The following is a 24,406-nucleotide window of genomic DNA, read 5'->3' on the forward strand; positions in this document are numbered from 1 at the left end:
ATCGCCCGGCGTGGAGCGGGTAGTCCACTGTGGCAGAGTGAAAAGATCAGACGGACCGTTCAGTCGGGGAGGTCGTATGCTCGGTGTCAGCCGGGACGGTGACGTGGTCACCATCGAACTTCAGCGGGAAGAGCGCCGCAACGCGCTCAACCACGAACTCGTGACACTGCTGCGCGAGGCCGTGCTCGCCGCTGTCGCCGACCAGGCGCGCGTCATCGTCTTGACCGGGCACGGCACGGTGTTCAGTGCGGGCGCCGATCTGTCCGGGGTGTACTCCGACGATTTCCTGTCCGGATTGCTGGAAACGCTGCACACGATCGAATCGGCGCCGATCCCGGTGATTTCGGCGATCAACGGCGCCGCGATCGGGGCGGGCGTGCAGCTGGCGCTCGCTTCGGATCTGCGGGTGATCGCACCGGAGGCGTACATCGCGGTGCCGGCGGCGAAACTGGGCATCACCGTGGATCGCTGGACCGTGCGCAGGCTGGCCGCCCTGATCGGCGGCGGCCCGGCGCGCACGGTGTTGCTGGGCGCCGAGCAGATCCCGGCCGAGGACGCCTACACCTTCGGGTTCGCCAACCGGATCGGCACGGTGGCCGACGCGCAGGCCTGGGCCAAGCAGATCGCGGCATTGGCCCCGTTGTCCCTGCGGTACATGAAGCTGGTGCTCAATGATGACGGAACGCGCGATCCGGAGACCGCGCAGCAGCGCGCCGCACTGGAGGCCGCGTGGACGAGCGAGGATGCCAAGGAGGGTCGTTTGGCCAGACAGGAAAAGCGCCCGGCGAAGTTTGTGGGGCGATGATGGACATCAGACGCGTCGCGGGCGCCGCGGCGGGCGCGCTCGGCCTCACCTGGCTGGCTCGGGCGGTGTGGGACATCCCGTCGGCGATGGGCGCCTCGATCTCGGCCATCCAGCCGTACGCGGTGGGCGCGGCCACCTATCGCGACCGCCAGTTCCACAATACCGAGCCCAGTAGCCAGGTGGTGGCGGGTTCGACTCCCTCGCTGCTGGTCTCGGCGCTGACCCGGCGCAACGCGGGCAGACCGCGCGGCCCCGTCCCACTGCGGACCCCGCGGCAGCCGGCCGAGGCGGCCGCGCTGGCCGTCACCTGGTACGGCCACGCCACGGCACTGGTCGAGGTCGACGGGTACCGGATTCTCACCGATCCAGTGTGGAGCGAGCGGGTTTCGCCGTCGCCGCTGGTCGGACCCGCGCGCATGCATCCGGTGCCGCAGCCGCTGGCCGATCTGCCTCCGATCGACGCGGTGATCATCTCGCATGACCATTACGACCACCTGGACAAGGAGACCGTCCGGGAATTGGTGGCACGCCAGGACGCGCCGTTCCTCGTTCCGATCGGCATCGGCGCCCACTTGCGGCACTGGGGTGTCCCGGACGAACGCATCATCGAATTGGACTGGGGCGGTTCGGTGTCGCTCAGCGACCTCGGCCGGGGCCGCGACGGCGCCGATCTGGTGCTCACCTGCACGGAGGCTCGGCACTTCTCCGGACGCGGCTTGCTGCGCAACACCACGCTGTGGGCCTCGTGGTCGATCGTCGGGCCGACCCGGCGGGTGTACTTCGGCGGCGACACCGGCTTCACGAAGGCGTTCGCCGAGGCCGGCGCGGCGCTCGGCCCGTTCGATCTGACGCTGCTGCCGATCGGCGCCTACGACGAGCGCTGGCCGGATGTGCATATGAACCCCGAGGAGGCGGTCCGGGCACACGCCGACCTGTGCGGTGGGAATCCCGGTCACGGACTGTTGGTGCCGATTCACTGGGCCACCTTCAATCTCGCCTTCCACGGCTGGTCGGAGCCGGTCGCGCGGATGGTGGCCGCGGCGCGAGCGGCGGGCACGAGTGTCGCGGTGCCGATGCCCGGCGAGCGTGTGGACCCGTCGAGCGCCCCACCTGCGGATTCTTGGTGGGAGAATATCGGGTGAAGCACTCCGGATAGTTGGCGACAGGAAGGATCACGGCGATGAGTTTCGCGGATACGGTCAAGGGCCTGGTCGACAAGGGAAAGGACGCGGCGGCCAAGAACGCCGACAAGATCAATCACGCGGTCGACAAGGCCGGTGACTTCATCGATCAGAAGACGCACGGCAAGTACACGGACAAGATCGCCAAGGGCAAGGAGGCCGCCAAGAAGGTGGTTCCGCCCGATCAGTCCGGGCCGCACGCCTGAGCCCGCGGCGGAGACCTTCGCCGGGTCTCCGCCGCTACACTTCGGATATGGCGGCCCGCCGCGAGTTCGGTGGTATCGAGGTTGACCTGAGCAACCTCGACAAGGTGCTGTACCCGGCCACCGGAACGACGAAAGGCGAAGTGATCGCCTACTATTCGGCGATCGCGCCGGCCATGCTGCCGCACATCGCCGGGCGGGCGGTGACCCGCAAGCGCTGGCCGAACGGCGTCGACGAACCGTCTTTCTTCGAGAAGAACCTCCCGGCGCATGCTCCGTCCTGGATCGAGCGGCGCGCCCTGCGGCATTCCGATCGCAAGGTCGTCTACCCGCTGATCGATTCCGAAGCCGGACTGGCTTGGCTCGCGCAGCAGGCCGCGTTGGAAGTCCATGTGCCGCAGTGGCGTTTCGACGACGATGACATGGGTCCGGCGACCAGGCTGGTCTTCGATCTGGATCCCGGCGAGGGGGTCGGGCTCGCCGAATGCGCCGAGGTGGCGCTCGCGGTGCGCGAGATGGTGGAGGGCATCGGTCTGCGCGCCTTCCCGGTGACCAGTGGCAGCAAGGGCATACACCTCTATGTGCCGTTGGATCGCGATCTGAGCTCCGACGGCGCGTCCACCGTGGCGAAACAGGTGGCCACGAATCTGCAACGGCTGCGTCCGGACCTGGTCACGGCGACGATGGCGAAGGCGGCGCGCGGCGGCAAGGTCTTCCTGGACTGGAGCCAGAACAACGCCGCCAAGACCACCATCGCGCCCTACTCGATGCGGGGGCGGCCGGAGCCGAATGCCGCCGCGCCACGCACGTGGAAGGAGATCGAGAATCGCAAGAAGCTGCGGCAGTTGCGGTTCGACGAGGTGCTGGCCAGGTACCGCGCCGACGGCGATCTGCTCGCCGAACTGGATGCCGCGCCGGCGGGGGATGATTCGTCCGGGACGGCTCCCGACGCGTTGACGAAGTACCGCTCGATGCGTGACCCGTCCCGCACCCCAGAGCCGGTTCCCGCGCAGGCGCCCGCGCCGGGGGAGAACAATCGCTACGTCGTGCAGGAGCATCACGCGCGGCGCCTGCACTGGGATGTGCGGCTGGAGCGCGACGGGGTGCTGGTGTCCTGGGCGGTGCCGAAGGGTCCGCCGACCTCGCCCGAGCAGAACCGCCTCGCCGTGCACACCGAGGACCACCCGATGGAGTATCTCGACTTCCACGGCGCCATCCCGAAGGGTGAGTACGGCGCGGGCGAGATGACGATCTGGGACTCCGGCACCTACGAGACCGAGAAGTGGCGCGACGACGAGGTCATCGTTCGATTCCACGGCAGGCGGCTCACCGGCCGGTACGCGCTGATCCAGACCAACGGCAATCAGTGGCTGATGCATCTGATGCGTGCGCAGAACGGCGCCGAACCGCAGGAGGAGGAGCCGGACGAACCGCAGGGCCGGATCATCCGTCCGTCCGGCGGGCCCGCGCCGCTGCCGCGCGGTCTGTCGCCGATGCTCGCGACGCACGGTGACGTCGCCGAACTCGGCGCCGCCGAGTGGTGCTTCGAGACGAAGTGGGACGGCTTCCGGCTGATCGCCGAGATCGAGTCCGGCGCGATCACGCTGCGCAGCCGGGCGGGCCACGTCGTGACCGACCGCTATCCCGGCATCGCGGCGTTGCGGCGGGAGTTGTCCGGACATCAGGTGGTGCTGGACGGCGAGGCCGTCGTGTTCGACGATCACGGCGTCGCGAATCTGGGTCTGCTGCAAGCCGATGCGGCGCGGGCGGTGTTCGTCGCCTTCGACGTGCTGTACCTGGACGGCACCTCGCTGTTGCGCAAGCGCTACGCCGACCGCCGCAGGGTGCTGGAGGCGCTCGCCGCCAACGCGCCGTCGCTGGTCGTGCCGCCGCGCCTGGACGGCTCGGGCGCCGACGCCTTGCGCTACAGCCAGGAGCACGGGCTCGAGGGCGTGGTCGCCAAGCGCAAGGACTCGGTGTATCTACCCGGCAAGCGCGGGCACGCCTGGGTGAAGCAGCGCAACTGGCGCACGCAGCGGGTGCTGATCGGCGGCTGGCGGCGCAGCTCGGCACGGGAATTCAAGTCCCTGCTGGTCGGCATTCCACACGACGGGCGGCTGGTCTATGTCGGACGGGTCGGCACCGGGTTCGACGACTCGAACTTGCGGGAGCTGGCCGCGCGGCTGCGCCCGCTGGAACGCAAGACTTCGCCGTTCGACAACGACCTGACCGCCGAGGAACGCAAGGAAGCGGTGTGGGTGACGCCGAAACTCGGTGGCACCGTGCGGTTCATGAACTGGACCGAGACGGGCCGGTTGTGGCACCCGGCGTGGCTCGGCGCTGGGTAGGGTTGTCTCGCGGTGGTTCTCAGCACGAGACGAGGAGTGCAGGGTGGACTTCAAGAACCTGGCGGGCAAGGCGATGGACCTGGCCCAGAAGAACGCGGACAAGCTGGACGCGGTGATCGACAAGGCGGGCGATCTCGTCGACGAGAAGACGGGCGAGAAGTTCGCGAGCCAGGTCGACGCCGCCCAGGACGCGGCCAAGAAAGCCCTGCAGGAGCAGTGAGCGTGGAACGGGACCCGGCCGTGGCCGGGTCCCGTCGGGTCAGTTGGCGCCCGCGAGCAGCGGTGTGATGGTCGCGATATCGGTCACCAGCGCGTGGCCCTGGAACTCGAAGTCGTCGTACGCCCGCGCCATGGCCTCCTTGTCCCGTCCGCCCACCGCGTCGCTGATCACCACCGGCACGAAGCCGAGATCGGTGGAATGCGTGACCGTGGGCGCGATGCCGATCTCCAGCGCGACGCCCGCGATGGCGTAGGCGTCGATGCGCAGGTCGCGCAGCATCGAGGCCAGCGGAGTCCCTTCGAAGGCCGACATCGACGTCTTGTCGAACACCACCTCGTCCGCGCGCGGCCGCAGCTCGGGAACCAGCTCGAAGGCCGGGGTGTCGCGCTGCAGGATGAAGCGCACCTTGTCCACCGAATCCACTTGCTGCCAGCTCATGGCCATGCGCAGCGCGAAAGTTCCGCTCAGGCGCTCGGGCAGGAAGAAATGGCGCAGGAAGACCACGGGGTAGCCGCCCGAGCGCGCCGCGTCGACCACCCCGACCACGCGCTCGATGATCTCCGGCCCGTCCGGCAACTGGCTGAGCACGCCGACCTGCATGTCGTAGACGATCACCGCCATTCGGTCCGGGGCGCACACGTCGGCGAGTCCCTCGGGGATGTCCAGTCCGTTGCCATGCCGCATGCTCGGCTACTCCTGTTCGTTGCGCTCGCGCTGCGAGGGGGGGTGGCCCTGGACAGCTATTCGATTGCGCTGGGGGCGTTTTGGCCAACACTGTAACCAGCCCGGCGGACAGCAGCGGCGGTGGGTGTGACCTGCGATCGACCGTTGCCGGGCCGATCGGCCCGGCAGTACCGTGGAGGTCTCGAGGTCAGGTGAGCCCCGGCCACAGCGGGACACCCGCCGCCTCGCCGGGACTGGGGAGGCCCTGATGAAGGATGTGCACGCAGCGCCTGTCGTCGCGCAGGCGAGCAACCGTCCCGTGTGCGCGGTGATCCTGGGGATCATCTTGTCCACGGTGATCATTCTGGCCGCCGCTCCAGGGGCACACGCCGAGCTACCACCACCGGACCGGGACCCGTTCTACGCGGCACCCGCCGACCTCGCGCGCTATGGCAACGGCGCCGTGCTGGATTCCCGCCCCATCGCGTTGTTCGGACTGCCTCTGCCGATTTCGGCGTGGCAGGTGAAGTATCGCACCACCGACGCGAGCGACGATCCCGTGGCCGACGTGGCGACCGTGCTGGTGCCGATGCTGCCGTGGTTCGGCCGGGGCGCGCGGCCCCTGCTGTCGTATCAGGTGCCCGAGGACAGTCTCGGCACGCGGTGCGCACCGTCGTTCGCCCTGCGCGGCGGCTGGGACACCGGCGCGGTGAACACGGTGATCGATACGCCGTTCATGGCGGAGGCGCTGCGCCGTGGGTGGGCGGTGGTGGCCAGTGACTACGAGGGGCCGCGATCCCGGTTCCTCGACGGGGTGAACTCCGGACGCGGTGTGCTGGACGGCATCCGGGCAGCGCGCGATCTCCCACAGGCCGGACTCGGACCCGCGACGCCGATCGGCGCCTGGGGCTATTCCGGCGGCGCGTTCGCCACGTTGTGGGCCGCGCAGTTGCAGCCGGAGTACGCCCCGGACGTGCGGTTCGCGGGAATCACCTCGGGTGGCGTTCCGGCGGACTGGCCGGCCATAGCTCGCGAGGCGGACGGCACCGTGCAGTCCGGGCTGGCGCTGCTGATCCTGTTCGCGCTCGCCCGAAACGATCCCGGCAACGGGCTGCTGGAGTTGCTCAACGATCGGGGGCGTGCGGCGCTGGCCGAGAATGCGACGATGTGCGGGTCCGACCTGGTGCCGAAGTACGTCGGCGCGCGGGTCGACGACTTCGCCGTCGTGCCGGACCTGCTGCGACATCCGATTTTCCGCGCCGCGACCGACGCCCAGGAACTCGGCGGCAGCGCGCCGGAGACGCCGATGTACCTGTACCACAGCCTGACCGATGACGTGATCCCCGTCGCGGGCTTCACCGACCTGATCGGCCGGTACTGCGCGCAGGGAGCGTTGATCACCTCGGTGCACTCGATGCTGCCCACGCACAACCCGGCGGCGATCGGTGAGGCGCCGGGCGCGATGAACTTCCTCGCCGATCGGTTCGCGGGTCTGCCGGTGTTCCCCGGGTGCCGTGAGCGGTAAGTGGACGATCGCCTGTCGTCGGTGACGGTCGGAACACCGGAGCCGTCCACGGTGATTGAGCGCGGTGTCCGCCTCGTGAGTCATCGACGGTGCGGCACCGGAGCCGTCGACGGGTGCTCGAGGGCGGTGTCCCGCTTCGGTGAGTCATCGACGGTGCGGCACCGGAGCCGTCGACGGGTGCTCGAGGGCGGTGTCCCGCTTCGGCGAGTCATCGACGGTGCGGCACCGGAGTCGTCGACGGGTGCAGGTGCGTGGGCGCGTGGTGCTCACGCACCAGCGGACCGCCGGCTGTCCGCACAGACGAAAGCGCACCGAACCGCGGGAGATTCGGTGCGCGTTGTCCCCGGAGGCGCCGGTCAGTTCTGCGAACGCCCGGTGGTGTCCATCCACTTGGTGGTGCCGGGCGGGGCGGCCAGCGTGCTGATCAGATCGATACCCGCGATGATCAAGGCCGGTCCACCGACGACGATGGTGCCGATGATGCCGCCGATACCCGCGCCCGCGAGCACGGTGGCGATACCGACGGGTCCTCCGATGAGGCCCGTCAGGCCGACAAGCGCTCCGATGACCGTGCCGATGAACCCGCCGACCGCGGTGGCGATGCCGAACTGCGACAGGAAGGCATCCATCGCGCGCTGGTTCTCGAACGGCGAGGCGACCGGCGTGGCCGCCGGGCGGGCCTGCGCCGCGTCCTTGACGACGGTCAGCTCCAGCACTCGGCCCGCGTCGCGCACGAGGTGGGCCATCGGGTATTCGAGCCCGTCCTGCCGGAAAGCGAGGGGCAGGGTGACCGCGACGTCGCCCGCCGCGTCCTTGATGTCGACCGCGTCACCGCGCAGCTCGAACGTGCCCTCGGTGAGCGTCGTGACGACCTTGTTCCCGATCAATTCGGCTCGATAGCCGATATCCGGGACCGTTGTCGCGTCCGGTTCGGCGTGCGAGACGCCGGACCCCACCGTGAGCGCGGCGACCAGTGGCACGACAGCGGCAGTGACTTTCCGCAGAATCATTCTCGGTTTCCAATCTTCATCAGGCTTCGAGCAATAGAGAACGCGGCGCACGCCGAATTTCCTTCCCCCGCCGGCGTGTTCATCCGGGATGTGATCCAAAAAACAGCTACTTCCGAGTGATAACTGTACTGTGACGGAAGAGGTTTGGGACACGAATTCGGAGGGTAATCTTCCGCCTTTTACCGTCCGGTTGTTTATAGCCGCCGGCTATTTTCAATGGGGTCTTGCGGGCCTTCGGGGCGAGTCGATCGGCCTTCGCGGGGGCGAGGGAGTGCAACCCCCGAACGAAGCATTGATCGCGAAGTACTCGGATGTCGGTGCTCGGACGGCGTAACCCGCAGTTCGGCAATGGCTTTGGGAGTATTGGGGCGGGGCCGGTGGAGGGCGCGTTCGCCTGGCACGTGTGTCACGTCGACCGGGAAACTCGAGCGAGGGGATGTACCGCGGCCCGGCTCCGCGATCGGGATCGGCGGCTACCGTCCGACGCGTAGGCGGTCGTGCGCGGCGCGCCCGGCTCTTGGGCCGGCGGTTGTCTCACCTGATGCCCGTCGGTCTGCAAATAGTCAGCGAATTCTCTTGCCGGAATGTGGCCGGAGACCACTAGGGCCCCAACCGACCGTAATCTGGTTCCGATCCCCATTTTCCATCCGGTCTACTTCGTGGGCCTGTGCTCAGAGCAGCAGGTGCAGAGCGACACAGCCGAGGCAGACGGCGACGACCAGCACGAGCGCCAGAGCGTCGCGCAGGCCGGGTGCGCTGGGATGGGCGGTGAGTTGCCCTGTGCCGCCGCGTGCGGTGATCGCCTCGCCCAGTTCGCCCGCACGCCGGGTGGCGACCGCCATGGCCGCGGTCAGGATGTCGATCAGCGGGTTGCCGGCGGCGCGGGCGATCATGCCGTCCTTGGGGCGCAGGCGCCGAGCGGCGCGCAGCACCCGGATCTCCTCCATGAGCAGCGGCAGACCGCGGAGGGTGAGCGCGACGACGACCGCCCATTCGTCCACCGGCATCCGGAGTCTGCGCAACGGCGCGCCGAGTTTGGCGAGGGCGGGCGCGATGTCGCCCATCGGCGTGGTCCACGCGATGAGAAAGGAGGCCGCCACCAGGATCAGCGTGAACGTCGCGATCTGCGCGTAGCGCAGCACCGCCGCACCGCCGACGGGCGCCGTGAGCAGGCCGCCGAGTACGAACAGCGCCGAGAACCACCAGGGCAGCCGCGGTAGCGTGCCCAGCGGCAGCCGTGCGAGGACGCCCACGAACACCAGAAACACCGTCATCACACCGAGCACGGGCCAGGACGGCAGGAACATCAGCACCAGGCTGATCAGGAACACCCCGATCATCTTGGTGCCCGCCCACAGGCGATGCACCGGACTGGCGACCGGTACCTGGCGCAGCAGGACTGTGCTCATCATCGACCTCCGTGATCGAAGCGCCAGGCCGCTTCACCGGGCGCGCGCAGCGCTCCGGAATCGGCTCGCGCGGCGGCCTTGCTCGGCGCCGGCGTGGCCGCCCACGCGGACTCCGCGCTCAGGATGCGGCCCGATCGCAGGTGCACCGTGCGGTCGCACACCGCCGCCATGTCCGCCACGTCGTGCGAGATGACGATCAGCGTCAAGCCGGCGTCCCGGAGCCGCGCCAGCAATTCCACGATGTCGGCCCGGCCCTCGGGGTCGAGACCGGCCAGCGGTTCGTCGAGCACGACCACTTGGGGGTGGCTGGCCACGATCGCGGCGAGCACCACCCGTTTGGCCTGGCCGCCACTGAGTTCCTCGATCGAGCGGGCGGCCAGCGACCGGTCCAGCCCGACCGCGTCCAGCGCGCGCCCGACCGCGCCGGAGCCCGTGGCGCGCCCGCCCCAGTCCCCGATCTCCGCGCCGACGGTGTGCTTCTGCAATTGCAGGCGGGAATGCTGGAACGCCAGCCCGACCGCGCCGATCTGCTTGCCGACCGGCTTACCGCGCAGTTCGCACCGGCCGGAAGTCGGTTCGACCAAGCCCGCCATGATCCAGGCCAGGGTGGACTTGCCCGACCCGTTCCCGCCGACGACGAGCAGCGCTTCGCCCTGGCGGACGGACAGGTCCACGCCGTGCAGTGCGGGCGCTTCCCACGGCGTCGCGCGGTTGTAGGTGTGCCGGACATCGCGCAGTTCGAGGATCGGTTCGCCCATCGGCCTGCGCCGCGCGGCGCGCGCCGGGCGGGGCCACGCGGGCAGGTGCGCGACCGAGCGTCCCCCGGCCAGGTGCACGACCCGGTTCGCGGCCGCGGCGTCGGCTTCGTGATGGGTTACCAGGACCACGGCCATGGGGTGGCGCTTCGGCAGGCCCGCGAGCAGTTCCACCAGTTCCCGGCGTCCGTCCGGATCGATCATCGAGGTCGCCTCGTCGGCGATCAGCAGTGCGGGCCTGCGGGCCAGCGCGGCCGCGACGGCCAGCCGCTGCTGCTGACCGCCGGAGAGCGTGGCGGTCTCCTTGCCGCCCATCCCGGCCAGACCGACCTCGCCCAGCAAGCCCTCGACGTCCACCTCGGCGGCGAGTCGCGCGGGCAGCCCCCACACGACGTCGTCGGCGACGAGCACGCCGAGGGTCTGGCTCTCCGGTCGCTGCAACACCAGCGCCGTGCCACCGAGCTGCCCCAATCCGGCCGAGCCGGGGCGCCGCACCGATCCCGAGGTGGGCGGCAGACCCGCCAGCACCCGGGTCAGCGTCGACTTGCCCGAACCGTTGTGGCCCACCACGGCGACGAATTCCCCGACCTCGACGGTCAGATCGACGCCGCTGAGCGCGTCGCGCGCCGCGCCGGGGTACCGGAATCCGGCAGCACTCAGCGTGACCGGCAGCGGCGCGATGGGCCGGTCGTCGGGCGGCGCGGCGAGCCGGTCCTGGCCGGGCAGCCAGTCCAGCCGGTCGAGCACCGAGCCCAGGACATACCAGGAGCACACCCCGGTGGCCAGCATGCCCAGCGCGATGCCGCCGCCCACCCAGACCCACCACGAGCGCAGCACGGCATCGGCGAGGTCCGCCACGACTTGCCCCAGCGGAGCCAGGCCCACGCGGCCCGCGAGATCCTGCAAGCCGCGCGAGCCGTTGCGGATGTTGTCGAACACCAACTCGCGCGCACTCGACATCGCGAGCAGCGCCCCGACGGCCAGCGCGGCCCAGACCAGCCCGGCCAGTAGCGAGAGGCAGAGCACCGCGACGAGGCCGCCGCCGCGCCGCTTCACGGTCCCGATGATGGCGCCCATGGTGGCCGAGGCCACCAACACCGTCGCCGAAGCCAGACCGGCCGCCACGAAAGTGACCAGCGTGGCGGCGATGGTCGCGGTGACCAGCGCCCGCGCCCGGAAACGGTGCGCGATCAGCCCGATCGGCACCGCGGCGACCAACTGCAGCGCGCCGGCGAACGGGACCACCGAACCGATGGTCACCAGCCCGACGGTGGCTCCGCCCAGCACGGCGCCGGTGGCCAACTCGAGGGGACGCAGCGGCCCGCGTTCGGCCGATGCGCCCGGACGGGCCAGTTCATTCACAGCACAAGTCTGCCAGCCCGGCGGCTGGTGGCGGGCGGAGGCGAATCCGAGCGGGGCCGGAAGCCGCGCGATCGGTCACGAGACGGGGGTGAGGGCGTAGTGGCGCGGATCGAAGCGCCGGGTGCGGCGACGGTAGCTGGTCTGCGAGCCCGGCCAGTTGTTGGTGATACGACCGGCGGCATTGCGGTACCAGCTCGAGCAGAAATTCCACGGGGTGCGGGCCAAGCGGCGCTGGAGCGCGGTGTTGTAGTCCTCCTCCAGCTCCGCGCGGACCTCGACATAGTGGCGTGGGTGGTCGGCCAGCCACTGCACGGCCTGACGGATGTAGCGGGTCTGCGACTCGATCATGTAGATGATCGAGCCGACGCCGAGATTGGTGTTCGGTCCGTACACGAGGAAAAGGTTCGGGAAGTCCGGCACCGTGATGCCGTAATACGCGTGCGCGCCGTCGGCCCAGGCGTCGGCCAGCCTGCGGCCGCCGCGGCCCCAGATCTCCATCGGCCACAGGAACTCGGTGCCCTTGAAACCGGTGCCGTAGATGATCACGTCCGCCTCGTGGGTCGCGCCGTCGGCGGTGCGTATCCCCTGCGGGGTGATCTCGCTGATCGCGGCCGTCTCCACCCGCACGTTCGGTTGGGTGAGCGCGGGGTAGTAGTCGTTGGAGAACAGCGCGCGCTTGCACCCGATCGGATAATCCGGGGTCAGTTTCGCGCGCAGCTGCGGGTCCTCGACCTGCTCGGCCAGGTGCCGGGAGGCGATGCGGGCCACCCAGCGGGCGATGGCGGGGACCTCGACCAGACCGAGCGAGACGAATTCCGCGATCGACCACCACCCGAACCGTTCGGCCAGCAGCGCGCCCGGCACCCGCGCGAACAGGTTGTGCTGGATCGGCGAGTAGTCCGTGTCGAACTTGGGGATCACCCAGGGCGGTGTGCGCTGGAACAGGGTGAGGTGTGCGACCTCGGGCTGGATCTCCGGGATGTACTGGACGGCGCTGGCCCCCGTGCCGACGCAGGCGACGCGTTTGCCGCGCAGGTCGACGTCGTGGTCCCACTCGGCGGAATGGAACGACGGGCCCGCGAAGGTGCCGATTCCGGGTATGGCGGGCAGGGACGGACGCGACAGCTGCCCCACCGCCGAGATCAGCACGTCCGCGATCCGGCTGTCCCCGTCGGCGGTGTGGACGGTCCACCGGCCGGTGGCGTCGTCGAATTCCGCGTCCGTGACGCTGGTGCCGAAACGGATCGCCGGCAGCACGCCGTGGCGGTCGGCGACGCCGCGCAGGTAGGCGTGGATGGCGGCGCGGCCCGAGTACCGCTGCGGCCAGTCCGGCTTGGGTTCGAACGAATACGAGTACAGCGGGGACGGGACGTCGCAGGCCGCGCCGGGGTAGGTGTTCTCCCGCCACACCCCGCCGAGGTCGGCGGCCCGCTCCAGGATGGTGATGTCGTCGAAGCCGTTGCGCCGCAGCTCGATCGCCATGCCGATACCGCCGAAGCCCGCGCCGATGACGAGGATCGACGGCCGATCGCGCCCTGTCATGTGAGACTCCTCACTCCGACCGTAGATGAGTCCACTGTAGAGCCGCCGTGCCGTCGCATAGAGAAATTCGGCCATAATGTCCGCGTGGAACGGGTGCAGGATCCGGATATCCGCGATTGGAACTTTCCGCGCGGCGTGGCCAGCGTGGCGCTGATGGTCGGCTACGCGGCCGAACACGGCGTGCCCGCGGCGCGGATGCTGCACGGCACCGTGCTCGGCGAGCAGCAATTGCGCGATCCGGACGCGCAGATCGACGCGCACACCGAACTGGCGGTCATCCGCAACCTCGTCCGCGAACTCGGCGACCGGCCCGCGCTGGGCGTCGAGGTCGGCCGCCGCTACCGGATCACCACCTTCGGCATCTTCGGCTTCGCCTGCGTCAGTAGTCCGACGCTCGGGGAGGCGATCAGTTTCGCGCTGCGCTACCTCGATCTCAGCTTCACTTTCTGCATCCCGGTGGCCGAATGGGGCGAGAGCGAGTTCGTCGCGGTGGTGCACGACGAGTCGGTGCCGACGGATGTGCGCCAGTTCCTGGTCGAACGCGACGTCACCGCGATGCACCGGGTGATGAGCGATCTGCTCGGCACGCGCCTGCCCTTGACCAGGGCCGAATTCCGTTTCCCAGAACCCGCTTACGCCGATCGGATCGCGGAGGTCACTCTCGTGCCGCCGGATTTCGGCAGGCCGCGCAACCTGTTCGCCATCGAGCCCATGCTGTTGGAGAAACCGCTGCCGCAGGCCAACGAGCACACCTGGGCGATGTGCCTGGCGCAGTGCCGGGAGCTGGTGCACCGCCGCAGAGCCCGCACCGGCATCGCGGCGGAGGTGCGCGAACGTCTGGTGCCGCGGGGCGGCGCGGACGGATTCGCCGCCCCGCCCGGCATCGACGCTGTGGCGAACGATCTCAACATGAGCACTCGCACGCTAAGGCGGCACCTCGATGCCGCGGGGACCAGCTATCGCGCGTTGCTGGACGAAGTGCGGCGCGCTTTGGCGGAGGAAATGCTCACCGCGACACCGCTATCGGTGAGCGACGTCGCGATCCGTCTCGGCTATGCCGAAGCCTCGACCTTCATCTTCGCGTTCAAGCGGTGGACCGGTAACACCCCGGCGGCCTACCGGCGCGAACGCGCCGTCCGGCGTTAGGTCTCTTCGCCCCGGCCGCTCCTGCTGCCGGTGTAGGCCAGCTCGCGGATCTTGCCGATGGCCTTGGGGAACAATTCCACCTCGGCCGGATGGTTGAGCATCGGATCGAAGTAATCGGTACGGTACTCGGCGCTTTCGGCGAGACGCAGCGTGAGTTCGGCGACCCGCCAGGTGGGCCCGCCGAGACGGCCCGCCGTGAGTGTGAAACTGACCAAGTCCTCGTCCAGGTGAGCTTGCATCGCCTCGAGCGACGCGGACGTGGGCTGAACGCTGTCCGGCTCGGCGAAGAACCAGGTCGGCGCGGAATTGCTGATTCGGTAGGGCATCAGGCAGCCGTATCGTGCGCTGGCCCAGCCGCGCGCCGGGGTGATCACCAAGCGGCCCAGCGGTCCCCGGCCGGTGGTGGCCAGCGCGAAATCCCAAGGCTGATCGTCCCGGTCGAGCACGCGGAACGCCAAGCCGAGCACGTCGGGCAGCCCGTCCGGCAGTCCGATGCCTTTGGACACCCGCGCGATGACCGCGCGATCACCGCCGCCGAACAGCGGCTCGAACTCGGGCTCGGCATGCAGACGACCGGCCAGGTGCAGGCCCGCCGGGTGGAAAACCCGCGCATGCCGGATCCGCGCACCGGTCGCGAACGCGCTCTTCACCACTGCGGCTGGTAGGTCGACCATGGTGGTCCTCCCGGGTAGGCGTCGTGTGCCTCCCGATTGCCCCGGCTCGCACCGGGTAAACCGCGCTCAGGCTGGTTGCACGCCGATCCGGCCGCCCATGGGCACCGTCCGGAAATGGGTGGTCAGACGGTAGTCGTCGCCGAAGACGTGCAGCGCGACCGCCGGGTCCGGCGCGTAGTCCATGACGTGATCGGGCAGGTCGAGTTCCCATTCCCCGCTCAGGACCGACGCGGTGCTGGGAGCCACCAGTAGCGGGCGGCCGCCGAACGTGGTGGTCGCGGCGGAATGCGCGTGCCCGGTGAGCACGGCGGCGATCCGGCCGTCGCCTGCCACCAGGTCGGCGAGCGGCTGCGGATCGGCGAGGGAGATCCCGTCGACGATCGGGCTGAACAGGTGGGCGGGCGGGTGGTGCAGCGCGAGCAGGATCGGCTTGCCCGCGGGCGCCGCGACGAGCACCTCGCGCAGCCAGTGGTAGGTCTCGTCGGACAGTCGTCCACCCGGCTCGCCGGGGACGCTCGAATCCAGCAGTGCGACGGTGAGATCGCCGATGCGGCGCACTTGGTTGATGGGGGCGCCGGAGGAGGGCTCGCCGAGCAGGGCGGTACGGAAGCCCGCGCGGTCGTCGTGGTTGCCGGGGAGGGCGTACACCGGGATGTCGGTGTCGAACGCGAGCTTGGCCTCCGCGTACTGCTCGGGTTTGCCGGAATCGGTGATGTCACCGGTCACCAGGATGGCGTCGGGCCTGCGGCGCAACCCGGCGAAGAAGTCCATCACCCGCCGCACACGCTGGGCGTTGCGGGCGCCGAGATCGAAATGGGTGTCGCTGACCTGAGCCACCAGGATCATCGGCATTCGCTTTCGCTAGGGGTTCGCTGCATTGCGTCAGAGGGTGCGCGGGTCGCGTCCACAGCACGTCATCAGGCTAGTTGACCTGCGTATAACGCGTCGCCATGACGCTCGCCACCGCGCGGAGGATCCTCATAGACTTGTGCCCGACATCACAATGCGGTCGGCTGGCGGGTCAGAACTCGGAGCGTTCGGCCACCGAGTCGGAGAGTGTGCGCAAGGCGCGCAGGAATACGCGGCGGTCCGCCTCGGGGAGCCGTTGCAGTAGCCGCTCCTCGCCGGCCTGGATGTCGCGCTGGGCTCGGTCGCGTAGGTCGCGGCCCGCGTCGGTGAGCGAGACCAGGTTGACCCGCCGGTCCGCCGGATCCGGTTCACGGGTGATCAGGCCGCGGCGCTGGAGTTCGTCGAGCACGCCGATGATGCGGGTCTTGTCGGCGCCGATCGCCTTGGCCAGCGCCGCCTGGGTGTAGACGGGTTCGCCGCCCAGGCCGAGCAGCACGGAGTAGCCCCACATCGACAATTCGTGGCGTTCCAGGATGGGCAGTTCGGCGGCGATGAGCGCCCGCCCGAGCGGCGCGATCATCGCGGCGAGATCGGGGCGGGCGTTCGGCATGGGACGACGATACTGGTTGGCAAACCGTAAGCTTGCGCATACGATATGCTCATGCTTACTGATTCCCGGAAAAATCTGCGCGACCGGCATGCCCGTTCGGTTCGGCTGAGTGTGGACGCCGTCTCCCGCGTGCGCCCCGATCGGCTGGACGCCGAAACCCCCTGCGCTGGTTGGCGCCTTCGTGACCTGCTGGAACACATGATCGCGCAGAACCACGGTTTCGCCGCCGCCGCGCGGGGCAGCGAGGACACCGAGGTCTGGAGCGTCCGCGCGTCCGCGGATCCGGTCGCCGACTATCGCGCTTCGGCCGACGACGTGCTCGCCGCCTTCGCCGCCGAGGACGTCTTCGAGCGCGCGCTCCTGCTGCCGGAAGTGACCGATCAGCGGATTCCCGCCACCCGCGTCATCGGCTTCCACCTCGTGGACAGCGTCGTGCACGCCTGGGACGTCGCCCGATCGATCGGAGAGACCATCACCGTCGACCCCGACGTGGCCGCAGCGGCGCTGGAGATCTCCCTCGCCGTTCCCGACGGCCCTGAACGCACGGCCCCTGGTGCGGCCTTCGCCCCGGCGCTGTCCGTCCCGGAACAAGCGCCGACCCTCGACCGGATCCTGTTGCTTCTGGGTCGCTCCCCGAACTGGCCGAACTGACTGTGGTTCCCTGCGCACGGCTGCCACTCCGGTCGTGCGCACTCGGATGATCTGCCTGGGGACGACTGTGGATGAATCGCGAGCGGAGGCTCACCCGTTCCGGTTTCTCCTGCTGTGCAGGGCGACAGCCGTGCGAAGCGGTGGGTGCCGCGACCTCCGTGCGTCGTGACCTGGCCGCTCTCCGGCCGGGCCAGGCGCTACGCACACCGGCAGCGGCGCGGTCAGGTAGACGCCCAGCAGCAGGTCGACGGTGCCGCGGTGGCCTGTCACATCCTGGAGAGCGGGAAACGTCGAGATCGTGACCGGCAGCGTCGGCGCTGCCGCCGGCCAGGCCGGCGCGATTTCGAAAGCGCCGCGCCGGACGTTTCCTCGGCGTGGTCGCCCGCCAGGGGTGCCCGACGCGGAGAAGGTCGCGCGGCTTCGCGGCAAGGCGCGCGTCCGGCGCCTACTCGGTCTGGCACGCGAACTCGAGCACGGCGGCCGTCGAACCGCGTCCTGTGCGTTGTCCACAGCCGAGACCACCCGGAGGCGGTGGGCGCTCTCGGCACACCCTTAATTGATGGGCGGGCCCGCGGGCTTCGACGAGTCTGGCACGCCGCCGGTCCCCCGGATGCGGCCGTTCGCGATAACGACCCCGTCCTCGGCGCGGTGGGAAACGCGCTAGTCGAGGGTCCGCAGCGCGTCGGCGGCGCGTTCGAGGGCGTCCGGGGCGGCGGATGCGTCCAGGGGGCGCCAGAAGGCGGCGTCCGGCTCGGCGGTCAGCGTGAGTTCGGGCGGGGTGCGCCACGAGGCGGCCAGGCCCAGCCGCCAGGAGTGCAGGTAGGTGCGCGGTTGCGCGCCGGAGCGGTCGAACAGGGGATCGCCGACGATCGGATGCCCGGTCCAGGCGAGGTGGACGCGAATCTGGTGGCGACGACCGGTGACCGGGCGCAGTGCGAGCACGGTGTGCGCGGGGCCGCGCAGCACCGTGACGAACCGGGTGAGCGAGGGGTAGTTCTTGGCGGGCAGCAGGTCGGCGTCGTCGACGAACCAGCGGCCGCCCTCGTGCCGGATGCTCTCTCGCGGCGCCGCGATCCGCACCCGGTTCTTGCGTCCCACGCTGAGCGGCAGGTCGAATACGCCGGTATCGGGCAGACCGGTCGCGGCGACGACGGCAAGGTACGCCTTGTCCGCCGTCTGCTTGTTGAACTGCCTGGTCAGCTCGCCGTGGGCGCGCAGCTCCTTCGCGAACAGGATCAAGCCGGAGGTCACCTTGTCGATCCGGTGCACCGGATACAGCGTTTCCCCCGCGGCGGCCGCCAGTTCGACGAGATCGGTGTCGTGGCGCTCACCGGTGACGGAGATCCCGGCAGGTTTGCGTAGGGCCAGAATCGCCGCGTCCTCCTCGATCAGGCAACGCGCGCGCAACTGTGACCAGTCCTTGTCCACCGGACGAGCCTAGGGCGGCGGACGGCAGGCGCTGTCGGCTACCTGCCGTTCTTGCCGTTGCGGCGCAGTAGATGCGGCCGCAGGCGGTTGAAGCCGCGCACGCGGACGCTGCGCAGGTGCTTGATGGTGAATGCCGGATCGCCCTCCAGCGCGGCCGCGGCTCCGTCATCGATCAGGACGGTGCCCGGCCGCGCGACGCCGGTTAGCCGGGAGGCGATGTTCACGACCGAGCCGTACAAGTCCCCGAAGCGTTGCAATACCGGGCCGTAGGCGAGGGCGACGCGCAGGTCCGGGGTGCCACCGACCATCATGGTGGACTCCTGGATGGCCAGCGCGATGCGTGCGGCCTCGGTGGCCGTCTCCGTCGCGAACATGACCTCGTCGCCCACGTTCTTGATCACCCAACCGCCGTTCTCGGTGATGGCGGCGGTGGTGGTGGACTCGAACGCCTCCAACAGAATGGACAGCTCGTCCGGATGCAGATGCCGGGTCAGCCTGGTGTAGCCGACCATGTCGGCGAAACCTACAGCCAGTTCGCGCACGGACTCACCCGCACTGGTCTCCGGGTCGAGCGAGCGTGACAACGCCGCGGCGAGATGGCGCCGCCACGCATAGTTGTTCAGCTCCTCCAGGGTGGCGATGGCGCCTTCGGTGGCGGCGCGCACCGTCTCCTCGGGGTCGGCTCCCGGGTCGGCCCGCGCGATGCGCTCCTCGATCTCCGCCAGCACCAGGTCGACCTGCCATTCCGCCAGGCGCGCCATGCCCTGGCCGAGCGTGCGCGCGGTCGCCGACTGCTGCCGGGTGTCGGCCGAGGCCAACACGGTCAACTGCTCGAAGTTGCGCACCGCCGTGACGTCGGCATCGGCATAGTCGACCGCGTCGTCACCGATGCTCGACGGAAAACCGAGCGCCGTCCACAATCGCCGCGTGAGCGCCGTCGTCGTCCCCGACTGCTCGGCGACCTCGGTGCGGTTGTATCGCCGCGCTCCGGCGAGCAGATAGGACTCGACGACCGAGCGCACCAATTCGGACCTGTCGGTGGGCACCATGATCGGTACCTTACGGGTCGGATCCGGCCGCTCGGCTTCCATTGGGAGGGTTCACATACCTTCGCCCGCGCCACGTCGATTCCGGTACCGCGCAGGTGCGCGGCCCGCGTCGATCGCGTCGAGTTGTTCAGCGCCCGGGAAGTCATCGTTCGGCTTCGGAAGCGGTTGTTCGAATTCACTGGATCGGTGCGCCGGGTCATGGTTTTGGCGTGGGGGTCCAGTAGCCGGAGCGGTGATTGTCGGCGGCGGCGCGGATGGCCGTGTGCAAGCGGGCGACCAGGTGGGCGGGAGCGGCGAGGTCGTCGCCGGTCCAGCGGACGACCGCCCAGCCGAGGGCGCGGAGACGGTCTTCGCGCTCCTTCTCCGCCACGGCCACCCTTTCGGCGGCGCGCGAACTGGTTCGACGGTCGCTCTCGGCGCCGAACTCGCCGATCACGCCGAGCTCAGGGAACAGGAAATCGACGCGGCCGACGCAGATCTCGTCATCGGAGAAGACGCGTGCTTGTACCTGCGGCGCGGGAAAACCGGCTCGGTGCAGCAGGATCCGGCTGCGCGATGCGCCGGCGCTCGTACTGCGGCCGTCCAGGAAATCGAGGACCAGGGCGGCTCGTCGGCATCCGGGCCGATGCCGGGCCCGGCGGAGGTGTTCCCGCAATTCCGCCGTGGTGGTCAGACCCTGGCGCAGGGCGGAGTCACCGAGGGCGACCGATTGGTCGAACCCTTCCGAACGGGCGATGTCGAGCACCGTTCGCGCCGGAGTGGTCACTCGAATGTCATCGACCAGGGTGACCTCGTCCGGTTCCACCTGGGCCGAATGGACCACGACCCGTCTGCTCAGCCGCCCGCCGTTGATCCGATTCCTGGTGAGATGGACGCGGTCGAGCGCAATGCCCCAGGTCGTCATCCCGTGCAGCACCGCCGCCGAACAGTGGCTCGTGATGGCGGAGTCGGACGTGGATTCCGCGGTCGCCAGCGTCATCAGCAGATGCCGGCCGGTGGCGCCGAGCGCGGAGCCGGGCGCGTTCAGATAGTGCCCGGCACGCAGCCGCTGCCATTGCCCGGAGCTGCACAGCCTGCGCAATGCCTTGTCGGACAGTCCGGAGGCCAGCGCTTGCCGGCGCGAGATCAGTTGCGGTGCTTCCATATGACGATCGTGATCGACCGGCGCCCGTGAAACACCCGGCCGGGCGGCGAATGTGCACAACCCGCGGGCTGTGGACAACTCCAGGGGTCAGCCCAGCTGGGTCATCCCGGCCGCGACCACCTGGGCCACGTTCAGCACCTCGTCGGCGGTGGGCAGCGGCACGCCGTCGAGCGCGTGCAGCCGGTCGGTGCTGGCGATGGCGAACATCGCCGAGACCCAGGCCGCCGCGCACGCGCGCAGGGTTCCGGGCCGGACCGGGGCCGGAGCGCTGGCCTGGAGCACCTTGGCGGTGACCTCCAGCATTTGGTCGCGCAGGCGGCGCAGCTGTCGTCGCACGTCGGGATGGGTATCGGCCTCCCGCCACAGGATCACCCGCAGCACCGAGGAGTGGTGGTCGCGCAGGTTCAACGCGGCATCGAGGTTGACCAGGCTCGTCGCCGGGTCTCCCGGCGCCACCACCGTGCCGATGTCGTCGATCGGCTGCGCGGGAATCCGCTCGGACATCAAGGCGGACAGGATCGCGTCCTTGGTGGGGAAGTAGTAGAAGACCAGTCCTTTGGGGACGCGGGCCGCGGCGGCGATGGCCGCCGTCGCGGTGGCGTCGTATCCCTGTGCCGCGAAGAGCTGCTCCGCGGCGTCGAGGATGAGCTGCCGGGCGTCGCCGTCGGCTTTCGCGCTGCGGCGACGCCCGGCACGCCGGGTTTTCGGCATCTGCATCAGTGGTGCGGAGCCATGTCGTGCAGACGTCCCGACACGGTCGGCAGCGCCGCCACCGCGACCACCGCCGTCACCACCCCGACTACCCATGCGGTCCAGGATGCGCTGCGGTACTCCGTGAAGTCCATGACCCACGGGGAAAGGAACAGCAGGACGCCGAACAGGCCCATCGCGTAGTCCGCCGCCGCCATGTCGGGGCGGGCCATCTGGGCCAGACCGGTGAGGGCGATGAGCACGCCGAGCACGATCAGCGACCACATGGCGTTGTCGTTGGTGTCCACCCAGAGGGGGGACAGCGCGGCGAAGGCTCCGAGCACGACAGCGAGGAAATCCTGCGCGCGGCTCTCGGTGAACATGGGTACCTCCTCAGGGCTGTGAGTGTTGCTGTCCTCGGTATAACCCTGATTGACCGCCCGATCAATATCGAAACGAATACGATTGCGCGGCTGTTGCTGTCCGATTCCGGCGTGATGGCTGTCACAGAGGAATGGACCAAGCAGAGGTTAGGGTGGGCTTTCGTCGCGCCGCCGATTCCGCGGAATCGGCCGCTGGGTTCCACAGAAGGGATGGCCGGATGACCGCGCCGATCGTGATCGTCGGAGCAGGCCTCGCCGGCCTGCGCACCGCGGAGGAATTGCGCCGTGCGGGCTATGCCGGTGAACTCGTGCTCCTCGGTGACGAGTCGCGGTTGCCGTACGACCGGCCGCCGCTGTCCAAGCAATTCGTGCGCGGCGAAACCGACGACACCACGCTGCGGCCGAGCGAGTTCTTCGCCGAGAAGCAGATCGATCTGCGATTGAGCACCGAAGCCGTCGGGGTGGACACCGCCGCCCGCCGCCTCCGCCTCGCCGACGGCACGACGCTGGACTACGACCAGCTGATCATCGCCACCGGCCTGCGCCCGCGCCTCCTGCCCGGCCTGCCCGAGTTGAGCGGTGTGCACGTGCTGCGCGGCCATTCCGACGCCGTCGCCCTGCGCGCCGATCTGACCGGCGCCCGGACGGCGCTCGTCGTCGGCGCGGGATTCATCGGGTGCGAGCTCGCCGCGAGTTTCCGGGCGCGGGGAGTGGACGTGGTGCTGGTCGAACCGCAGGCGACACCGCTGGCCTCGGTGCTCGGCGCGGAAGTGGGCGAGCTGGTCGCGCGGATGCACCGGGCGGAAGGGGTCGATCTGCGCTGCGGCGTCGGCGTGGACACCCTCCTCGGCGACGATGCGGGGCGGGTGCGCGGGGCACGCCTGTCCGACGGCGCGGAGGTGGCCGCCGATCTCGTCGTGATCGGGGTCGGCTCGCGGCCGGTGACCGAATGGCTGAGCGAATCCGGAATCGCGCTGGCCGAACCGTCGGCCGGTGGCGGCGTGCTCGCCGATGAGGTGGGACGGACCTCCGCCGAAGGCGTGTGGGCGGTCGGCGACGTGGCGGCCTGGTTGCACGAAACCGGTTTGCGCAAGCGTGTCGAGCATTGGACCAACGCGGGGGAGCAGGCCAAGTTGGTCGCCTGCGCGCTGCTGGGGGCCCAACCGCCGACGGCCGCTCGCGTCCCGTACTTCTGGAGCGACCAGTACGACGTCAAGATCCAGGCCCTCGGTACCCCGGGCGCGACCGACGAGGTGCACATCGCCTCCGACGACGGTCGCAAGTTCCTCGCCTACTACGCCCAGGGCGGCAACCTCACCGGCGTCGTCGGCGCGGGCATGACCGCCCAGGTGATGAAGGCGCGCGCGAAGATCGCGGCCGGCGCTCCGGTGACCGAATTGCTCGCGCCCAGCTGACCGCGTGCCGGGGCCGGCGCGGAGACTCGTACCGGTGCGGTCGGGCGCCGAGAAGCAGATGGATCTGCGATCGAACGCCGAAGCCGTCGGGTTGGACATGGACGATCGCGGGTTCAGGGGGCACTAGCCTCCCGTCGCGGTGCTGCGGTGCTGCGGTGCTGCGGTGCTGCGGTGCTGCGGTGCTGCGGTGCTGCGGTGCTGCGGTGCTGCGGTGCTGCGGTGCTGCGGTGCTGCGGTGCTGCGAACTCCCGCGCCCGAGGCGCGCGGCGGGCGTACCCGCGGTTGTTGCGGAGCATGCGCAGGGGCGCGCACGGCATGCGGGGGTGTCATGAGGCTGTAATACGGTGGTGCGGTGATCGTCGCGCTCATCGACTCGGGTCTGGGGTTGCTGCCCACCGCCGCCTGGTTGCGCAAGTTGCGGCCCGATGTGGATCTGCTGCTGCAACTGGACCCGGAGGGCGCGCCGTGGGGGCCGAAGCCGGAGGACTGGGTGGTCGAGCGGGTGGTGAACGCCGCGCGGACCTCGCTCCGGTCGGGCGCCGAGGTGATCGTTCTGCCGTGCAACACCGCCAGCGTCACGGCGCTGGAGCACGTGCGCGCCGACGTCGGGCCCGACGTGCCGGTGATCGGCACCGTGCCCGCCATCAAGCCCGCGGCGGCCGTGTGCCGGTCCGTGGCCGTCTGGGCCACCGCGGCCACAACGGCGAGCCGGTATCAGGCCGACCTGATCGCGAAATTCGGCGGGGACGCCGACGTGGTGGGGGTGGCTTGCCACGGGTTGGCGGACGCGATCGACCGCGGTGATCTGGCCGCCGCCCACGAAGCGATCGCCGCCGCCGCGGAGCGGACGCCGCCGGACGTGGAAGGCGTGGTGCTCGGCTGCACGCACTACCCGCTGGTGACCGACGCGATCGTGGCCGCGCTGCCGAACGGCATCCGACTGTTCGACAGCGCGCAAGCCGTTGCCGCGCAGACCATTCGGCGCATCGAGGCGCTGGGCCGCCCGAGTACCGGCAACGGTGCGGTCCGGGTGCTCAACAGCGGACGCCCCGGCGCGCTGCCCGCCAGCGCGGCCGCCTTCGAGTCGGGACGCGTCCTGGGCGCGCAGGGGTGATGCCCGGCGCGGCACCGCGTCCGCCCCGCTGACAACCGGCGCCGCGAGGCATGCCCCGTGCGCGCCGCGCTGACCCGGCGGAGTCGAGCCGCGCCACGGGAATCAAGCTGCGCACCGTGTTATGACCGATCGCACGGTCGCGCCGAGATGTCGTAGCCCGCCGGTACCGTCCGTCGTAACCGCTAGGACAGAGGTATCCGTCGCGACCGGGCCCTGGGGCGGCGGCAGCC

At 69.9% G+C, this 24,406-nt stretch carries 23 protein-coding genes; 10 read left to right on the top strand and 13 right to left on the bottom strand.

Going from position 1 to position 24,406, the window contains the following annotated elements; genetic code table 11:
- Positions 1 to 76: 76 nt before the first annotated feature.
- From QMG86_RS02095 to QMG86_RS02115, 5 genes are read left to right on the top strand one after another with little or no spacing between them, the layout of a single operon-like run.
- On the top strand, positions 77 to 805 hold the full coding sequence (locus QMG86_RS02095) for an enoyl-CoA hydratase (protein ID WP_281877336.1): 729 nt from the start codon (positions 77 to 79) through the stop codon (positions 803 to 805).
- Complete coding sequence (locus QMG86_RS02100) at positions 805 to 1,947, top strand: MBL fold metallo-hydrolase (RefSeq protein WP_434086189.1); 1,143 nt, start codon at positions 805 to 807, stop codon at positions 1,945 to 1,947. The genes QMG86_RS02095 and QMG86_RS02100 overlap by 1 nt, the downstream gene beginning before the upstream one ends.
- A 38-nt stretch (positions 1,948 to 1,985) precedes the next feature.
- Complete coding sequence (locus QMG86_RS02105; protein WP_063024726.1) at positions 1,986 to 2,192, top strand: antitoxin; 207 nt, start codon at positions 1,986 to 1,988, stop codon at positions 2,190 to 2,192.
- A gap of 47 nt (positions 2,193 to 2,239) precedes the next feature.
- On the top strand, positions 2,240 to 4,537 hold the full coding sequence (locus tag QMG86_RS02110; RefSeq protein ID WP_281877338.1) for an ATP-dependent DNA ligase: 2,298 nt from the start codon (positions 2,240 to 2,242) through the stop codon (positions 4,535 to 4,537).
- Between the two features lie 43 nt (positions 4,538 to 4,580).
- Positions 4,581 to 4,757 (top strand): antitoxin, encoded by a 177-nt coding sequence (locus tag QMG86_RS02115; protein ID WP_281877339.1) that lies wholly within the window; start codon positions 4,581 to 4,583, stop codon positions 4,755 to 4,757.
- A gap of 39 nt (positions 4,758 to 4,796) precedes the next feature.
- On the opposite strand, the gene QMG86_RS02120 is transcribed toward QMG86_RS02115, so the two are convergent.
- A complete protein-coding gene (locus QMG86_RS02120) occupies positions 4,797 to 5,441 on the bottom strand; it encodes a cysteine hydrolase family protein (protein WP_281877340.1) in 645 nt (214 codons plus the stop codon).
- Positions 5,442 to 5,688: 247 nt separating this feature from the next.
- On the opposite strand from QMG86_RS02120, the gene QMG86_RS02125 reads away from it, so the two are divergent.
- Positions 5,689 to 6,945 carry a lipase family protein gene (locus QMG86_RS02125; protein ID WP_281877341.1) on the top strand — a complete coding sequence of 419 codons (1,257 nt, stop codon included), beginning with the start codon at positions 5,689 to 5,691 and terminating at the stop codon, positions 6,943 to 6,945.
- 356 nt (positions 6,946 to 7,301) lie between these two features.
- Here the strand turns inward: QMG86_RS02125 and QMG86_RS02130 are convergent, their stop codons facing one another.
- From QMG86_RS02130 to QMG86_RS02145, 4 genes are all read right to left on the bottom strand, one after another.
- Complete coding sequence (locus QMG86_RS02130; protein ID WP_281877342.1) at positions 7,302 to 7,955, bottom strand: DUF8020 domain-containing protein; 654 nt, start codon at positions 7,953 to 7,955, stop codon at positions 7,302 to 7,304.
- A 671-nt stretch (positions 7,956 to 8,626) separates the two neighbouring features.
- Positions 8,627 to 9,364: an energy-coupling factor transporter transmembrane component T family protein gene (locus QMG86_RS02135; protein ID WP_281877343.1), complete on the bottom strand. Its 738-nt coding sequence runs from the start codon at positions 9,362 to 9,364 to the stop codon at positions 8,627 to 8,629.
- Positions 9,364 to 11,481: an ABC transporter ATP-binding protein gene (locus tag QMG86_RS02140; protein WP_281877344.1), complete on the bottom strand. Its 2,118-nt coding sequence runs from the start codon at positions 11,479 to 11,481 to the stop codon at positions 9,364 to 9,366. The genes QMG86_RS02135 and QMG86_RS02140 overlap by 1 nt, the downstream gene beginning before the upstream one ends.
- A gap of 75 nt (positions 11,482 to 11,556) precedes the next feature.
- A complete protein-coding gene (locus QMG86_RS02145) occupies positions 11,557 to 13,023 on the bottom strand; it encodes a flavin-containing monooxygenase (RefSeq protein ID WP_281877346.1) in 1,467 nt (488 codons plus the stop codon).
- An 84-nt stretch (positions 13,024 to 13,107) separates the two neighbouring features.
- On the opposite strand from QMG86_RS02145, the gene QMG86_RS02150 reads away from it, so the two are divergent.
- Positions 13,108 to 14,169, top strand: a complete 1,062-nt coding sequence (locus QMG86_RS02150) for an AraC family transcriptional regulator (RefSeq protein WP_281877348.1) — start codon at positions 13,108 to 13,110, stop codon at positions 14,167 to 14,169.
- Here QMG86_RS02150 and QMG86_RS02155 read toward each other — a convergent pair.
- The 3 genes from QMG86_RS02155 to QMG86_RS02165 all read right to left on the bottom strand — a co-directional run bounded on the left by QMG86_RS02155 (position 14,166) and on the right by QMG86_RS02165 (position 16,302).
- Positions 14,166 to 14,843: a phosphodiesterase gene (locus tag QMG86_RS02155; protein ID WP_281877349.1), complete on the bottom strand. Its 678-nt coding sequence runs from the start codon at positions 14,841 to 14,843 to the stop codon at positions 14,166 to 14,168. The genes QMG86_RS02150 and QMG86_RS02155 overlap by 4 nt on opposite strands.
- Positions 14,844 to 14,909: 66 nt before the next feature.
- Positions 14,910 to 15,695, bottom strand: a complete 786-nt coding sequence (locus tag QMG86_RS02160; protein WP_281877351.1) for a metallophosphoesterase — start codon at positions 15,693 to 15,695, stop codon at positions 14,910 to 14,912.
- 169 nt (positions 15,696 to 15,864) lie between these two features.
- A complete protein-coding gene (locus tag QMG86_RS02165; RefSeq protein WP_281877353.1) occupies positions 15,865 to 16,302 on the bottom strand; it encodes a MarR family winged helix-turn-helix transcriptional regulator in 438 nt (145 codons plus the stop codon).
- Positions 16,303 to 16,353: 51 nt separating this feature from the next.
- Between QMG86_RS02165 and QMG86_RS02170 the strand changes: the two genes are divergently transcribed.
- Positions 16,354 to 16,953, top strand: a complete 600-nt coding sequence (locus QMG86_RS02170) for a TIGR03086 family metal-binding protein (protein ID WP_281877354.1) — start codon at positions 16,354 to 16,356, stop codon at positions 16,951 to 16,953.
- A 660-nt stretch (positions 16,954 to 17,613) separates the two neighbouring features.
- Here QMG86_RS02170 and QMG86_RS02175 read toward each other — a convergent pair.
- The 5 genes from QMG86_RS02175 to QMG86_RS02195 form a co-directional block, all read right to left on the bottom strand.
- On the bottom strand, positions 17,614 to 18,381 hold the full coding sequence (locus tag QMG86_RS02175; RefSeq protein ID WP_281877355.1) for an RluA family pseudouridine synthase: 768 nt from the start codon (positions 18,379 to 18,381) through the stop codon (positions 17,614 to 17,616).
- Positions 18,382 to 18,419: 38 nt separating this feature from the next.
- Positions 18,420 to 19,430: an adenylate/guanylate cyclase domain-containing protein gene (locus QMG86_RS02180; protein ID WP_281877356.1), complete on the bottom strand. Its 1,011-nt coding sequence runs from the start codon at positions 19,428 to 19,430 to the stop codon at positions 18,420 to 18,422.
- Between the two features lie 196 nt (positions 19,431 to 19,626).
- The gene (locus QMG86_RS02185; protein ID WP_281877357.1) at positions 19,627 to 20,574 is read right to left on the bottom strand and encodes a type IV toxin-antitoxin system AbiEi family antitoxin domain-containing protein; all 948 of its coding nucleotides are present in this window, start codon (positions 20,572 to 20,574) and stop codon (positions 19,627 to 19,629) included.
- Positions 20,575 to 20,661: 87 nt separating this feature from the next.
- Entirely contained in the window at positions 20,662 to 21,285 is a 624-nt protein-coding gene (locus QMG86_RS02190) for a TetR/AcrR family transcriptional regulator (RefSeq protein WP_281877358.1), read from the bottom strand.
- Between the two features lie 5 nt (positions 21,286 to 21,290).
- The gene (locus QMG86_RS02195) at positions 21,291 to 21,647 is read right to left on the bottom strand and encodes an SPW repeat domain-containing protein (protein WP_159843392.1); all 357 of its coding nucleotides are present in this window, start codon (positions 21,645 to 21,647) and stop codon (positions 21,291 to 21,293) included.
- Positions 21,648 to 21,865: 218 nt separating this feature from the next.
- Between QMG86_RS02195 and QMG86_RS02200 the strand changes: the two genes are divergently transcribed.
- Positions 21,866 to 23,062: an NAD(P)/FAD-dependent oxidoreductase gene (locus QMG86_RS02200; RefSeq protein ID WP_281877359.1), complete on the top strand. Its 1,197-nt coding sequence runs from the start codon at positions 21,866 to 21,868 to the stop codon at positions 23,060 to 23,062.
- Positions 23,063 to 23,414: 352 nt separating this feature from the next.
- Positions 23,415 to 24,176 carry a glutamate racemase gene (locus tag QMG86_RS02205; RefSeq protein ID WP_281877360.1) on the top strand — a complete coding sequence of 254 codons (762 nt, stop codon included), beginning with the start codon at positions 23,415 to 23,417 and terminating at the stop codon, positions 24,174 to 24,176.
- The last annotated feature ends 230 nt before the right edge of the window (positions 24,177 to 24,406 follow it).

Source organism: Nocardia sputorum, from assembly GCF_027924405.1.
GTDB classification, from domain to species: domain Bacteria; phylum Actinomycetota; class Actinomycetes; order Mycobacteriales; family Mycobacteriaceae; genus Nocardia; species Nocardia sputorum.